Here is a 3,404-nt window from a genome sequence, read left to right on the forward strand (position 1 = left end):
GTTGGCGCGTCAACGGACAGTCAGTCGGTATCCGACCCCATCGCGCCGTTCCGAGGACGGACACCCCCCGACACGGCCCCGACCCACACCCACGACGCAGGCGCGACGCACACCCCCGCCAAAGCCGCACAGGCCGCCGCGGGCATCCGCCACTCAGCGATGCCCGTGATGCCTCCGCCGCAACACCCCGACAGCCACCACCGCCCCCGCAGCCGCCCCCACCACCAGCACCGGCCGCGGATGCCGCATCCCGGCCTGAACAGCACTCCGCACCGGCCGAGGCCCCGCATGCGTCGCCCTGTCCTGCACCGTATGCCCCGCCTGCACCGCACTACTGCGCAACTGCACCGTCATCGCCCCGGCCTTGTCCCGGAGATCAGCCGCCCGCGCCCGCGCACGCCCCTTCACATCCGCCTTCCCCGCCAACTCCTCCACGGTGTTTCCGAGTTCACCGCGGGTCCGCTCGATCTGCCGCCGCAGCTCATCGGGCCCCTTGGCCCCACCCGTCGCGTCCGTCATCGATGCGCCCTTTCCTTGATCTCCTCCACGTCCGCCTTCACGCTGCCGAGAGCCTCCTCAGGCGTAGGAGGCGTGGCCCGACGCAGCTGCCCCCGGCCGACCACACCCAGCACAGCCGCGATGACGAACAGCACCCCCGTCACGATGAGCGCCGCGGCCCACACGGACAGCACCAGCGAGAGGGCGGCAACCCCCGTACCCGCCAGCGCGAGGAACCCGGCATAGGCGACGGCACCCGCCGCACCGAGCAGCCCACCGCCACGCCCCGCACGCCGCCCCTTCTCGGCCAGCTCCTCCTTGGCGAGAGCCACTTCCTGCCGCACGAGCAGGGAGACCTGCTCCGCGGCCTGTCCGACGAGCTCGCCCACGGAGTGGTGCTCGTCGTGCACGACCCGATGTTCCATGGTCCCGGTCACAGTGTTCCGCCTCCTCTCGAAGTAGGAACCCCCGAGTACCCGAACCACCCCCCACTACCCCTGCGCCCCGCCTCGGCGACGACCCCGGCCCCCGCCCCGGCCCACCCCCGCAACCTCGAAGCAAAACTCACCGATACCTGGTAGCAAATTTAAGTGGAGCTACACAATCATCCCGCCGACACTACTGACATGACGACGTCACCGTTCGGCCGCACCCTCTGCGCCATGATCACCCCGTTCACCGAGACCGGAACCCTGGACCTGGACGGCGCCCAGCGCCTCGCCATCCACCTGGTCGCACAGGGCTGCGACGGCCTCGTACTCTCCGGCACGACAGGGGAATCCCCGACCACCACGGACGCCGAGAAGTCGGCACTCATCGCCGCCGTCCGCGAGGCCGTGACCGACAGGGCGTCGATCGTCGCGGGCATCGGTACCGCCGACACAAGGCACACCGTCGCCCTGGCCCGGGAGGCCGAAAAGGCGGGCGCGGACGGCCTGCTGGTGATCCCGCCGTACTACAGCAGACCCCCGCAGGACGCGATCGAGGCACACTTCCGCGAGATCGCGGACGCCACCGAACTCCCGCTCATGCTCTACGACATCCCGATCCGCACCGGCACCCGCGTCGAACCCGAGACGATCCTCCGCCTCGCCGAACACCCCCGGATCGTCGCGGTCAAGGACTGCTCGTACGACTTCCTGGGCGCCCAGAAGGTACTGGCCCGCACGGACCTGGCGTACTACGCGGGCTGCGACGAGCACAATCTCGCGCTGTACGCCGTGGGCGGCACGGGCTACGTCAGCACGGTCGCGAACGCGATCCCGGGCCACCTACGAGCGGTCCTGGACGCCTTCGACGCGGGCGACACCACACAGGCGGCCCGCCTCCAGCAGCGGGCCACCCCCCTCATCGAGGCGATCATGTCGGCAGGCCTGCCGGGCACCGTCACGACGAAGGCGCTCCTCACCGAACTGAACCTCCCCGCAGGCCCGGTCCGCGCTCCCCTACGCCCCGCCGACCGCGCCACGACCGACGAACTGCTGTCGCTCCACAGGACCCTGACAAGCACCTGACCGGACTCCCGAATCCTCGGGCGACCGGAGTCGCTCGGCACGAAAGACGGCCCGGGGCCCGCACCGCACCCATGTGCGATACGGACCCCGGCCGCCCATAGACGTCCTGCCGGCTCAGTTCCAGGCGTACCCGTCACCGAACAGCAGCGTGTGCTCCAGCACGTCCTCCGCCGGGTCGTCGACCTGGCCGGTGCTGACATTGAGCAGGCCGAACCGGTGGCCGTTGTGCGAGTTCGTGTTGGTCTCGTCGGCGTGCGCGGCCCCCGCCGGAAGCCAGCACACCGCCAGTACCGCGACCGCCCCGGCCAGACAACGCGCCACAACCCGCTCCCGCTCGTTCCTCATGCCCCGGTCCTCGTTTCATCGGTTCGACGTCAGATCGGACACTGCGTCCACCGGTTCATCGGCCTGGCACGTCACGAGGTCACGCCCGATAATTCGTACGTACGTGGCCCGCTTCAGCGGAAGGCGGCAGCGTTCTCCGCTGCCCACTGCCGGAAGGATCTGGCCGCGGAACCGGTGACCTGCGCAACCGTGTCACGCACCGTCAGCAACTCGTCGTTGACGTCCCCGCCCATGAGGTCGAGCACCGCGTTCGCGGTCTCGTCCCCCATGAAGGAGGCCAGTTGCCGATGTGCCTCCTCCGGGCTGATCTCGACGAGGGTCACCTCCCGCCCCAGAGCCGCCGCGACGGCCGCGACCTGCTGCCGGACGGTGACGCGTTCCGGCCCCGTCAGTGCGTACGTCCGCCCTCGATGCCCCGGCTCGGTCAGCGCCGCACGGGCGACCGCGGCGATGTCGGCGGGGTGGACGGCGGGAAGCCCGATGTCCGCGTACGGCGCCCGGACGACGCCCTCCTCGCGGATCGACTGCGCCCACCACAGGGTGTTCGAGGCGAACTGCGTCGGCCGCAGGACCGTCCAGGCCATGCCGCTGTCCTTGAGCAACCGCTCGACGGCCAGGTTCTCGCCGGCCGCGGGCAGGTGCGGATGCGTCTGTACGGTGATCGACGACACGAGCACCACATGCTCCACGCCCGCCTGCCGGGCAGCCGCGAGAACCTCCTCCTCGGCTCCCGTCCCCGACAGCAGGAACAGCGAACGCACCCCCGCCAGCGCGCCCTTCAGGGAATCCGCCCGGGCGAGATCGCCCTCGACGACTTCGACCCCTTCAGGAAACGCGGCCCGTCCCGCATCCCGCGTCAGACCCCGCACAGCCGCGGCGCCCCTCAGGCTCAACTCCCCCAGCAGAGCCCTTCCAATGTTCCCGGTCGCACCGGTCACGAGAATCATCGCCGCCCGCTCCTGCCCCAGATATCGATCACTTGCCCGGCAGGCTAGGACCTCGACTTTGCTTGAGGTCAAGACGGCGGAACGACAGCGGACACACGAG

The 3,404-nt window shown here is 70.3% G+C and carries 5 protein-coding genes; 1 reads left to right on the forward strand and 4 read right to left on the reverse strand.

Annotated elements, in window-relative coordinates:
- Window positions 1–153: 153 nt before the first annotated feature.
- Both ACFTZL_RS42890 and ACFTZL_RS42895 read right to left on the reverse strand, forming a co-directional pair.
- Window positions 154–519, reverse strand: coding sequence for a DUF3618 domain-containing protein (locus ACFTZL_RS42890; protein WP_382595446.1), 366 nt, complete (start codon window positions 517–519; stop codon window positions 154–156).
- Complete coding sequence (locus ACFTZL_RS42895) at window positions 516–935, reverse strand: phage holin family protein (RefSeq protein ID WP_382595449.1); 420 nt, start codon at window positions 933–935, stop codon at window positions 516–518. Before ACFTZL_RS42895 ends, ACFTZL_RS42890 begins: the two co-directional genes overlap by 4 nt.
- A 189-nt stretch (window positions 936–1,124) precedes the next feature.
- Here ACFTZL_RS42895 and dapA point away from each other — a divergent pair, with 189 nt between their 5' ends.
- Window positions 1,125–2,012: a 4-hydroxy-tetrahydrodipicolinate synthase gene (gene dapA / locus ACFTZL_RS42900; protein ID WP_382595452.1), complete on the forward strand. Its 888-nt coding sequence runs from the start codon at window positions 1,125–1,127 to the stop codon at window positions 2,010–2,012.
- A gap of 114 nt (window positions 2,013–2,126) precedes the next feature.
- Here dapA and ACFTZL_RS42905 read toward each other — a convergent pair whose 3' ends face one another.
- Together ACFTZL_RS42905 and ACFTZL_RS42910 are read right to left on the reverse strand one after the other, a co-directional pair.
- Window positions 2,127–2,357 (reverse strand): hypothetical protein, encoded by a 231-nt coding sequence (locus ACFTZL_RS42905; protein ID WP_382595454.1) that lies wholly within the window; start codon window positions 2,355–2,357, stop codon window positions 2,127–2,129.
- A gap of 113 nt (window positions 2,358–2,470) precedes the next feature.
- On the reverse strand, window positions 2,471–3,304 hold the full coding sequence (locus tag ACFTZL_RS42910; protein ID WP_382595457.1) for an NAD(P)H-binding protein: 834 nt from the start codon (window positions 3,302–3,304) through the stop codon (window positions 2,471–2,473).
- Window positions 3,305–3,404: the final 100 nt, after the last annotated feature.

This window comes from Streptomyces sp. NPDC056948 (assembly GCF_042674225.1).
Lineage (GTDB): Bacteria > Actinomycetota > Actinomycetes > Streptomycetales > Streptomycetaceae > Streptomyces > Streptomyces purpurascens.

Excerpts from the sequence above, each read along its gene's own strand:
- dapA (WP_382595452.1), top strand. The coding sequence starts at position 1,125 with ATGACGACGTCACCGTTCGGCCGCACCCTCTGCGCCATGATCACCCCG.
- ACFTZL_RS42905 (WP_382595454.1), bottom strand. The coding sequence starts at position 2,357 with ATGAGGAACGAGCGGGAGCGGGTTGTGGCGCGTTGTCTGGCCGGGGCG.
- ACFTZL_RS42890 (WP_382595446.1), bottom strand. The coding sequence starts at position 519 with ATGACGGACGCGACGGGTGGGGCCAAGGGGCCCGATGAGCTGCGGCGG.
- ACFTZL_RS42910 (WP_382595457.1), bottom strand. The coding sequence starts at position 3,304 with ATGATTCTCGTGACCGGTGCGACCGGGAACATTGGAAGGGCTCTGCTG.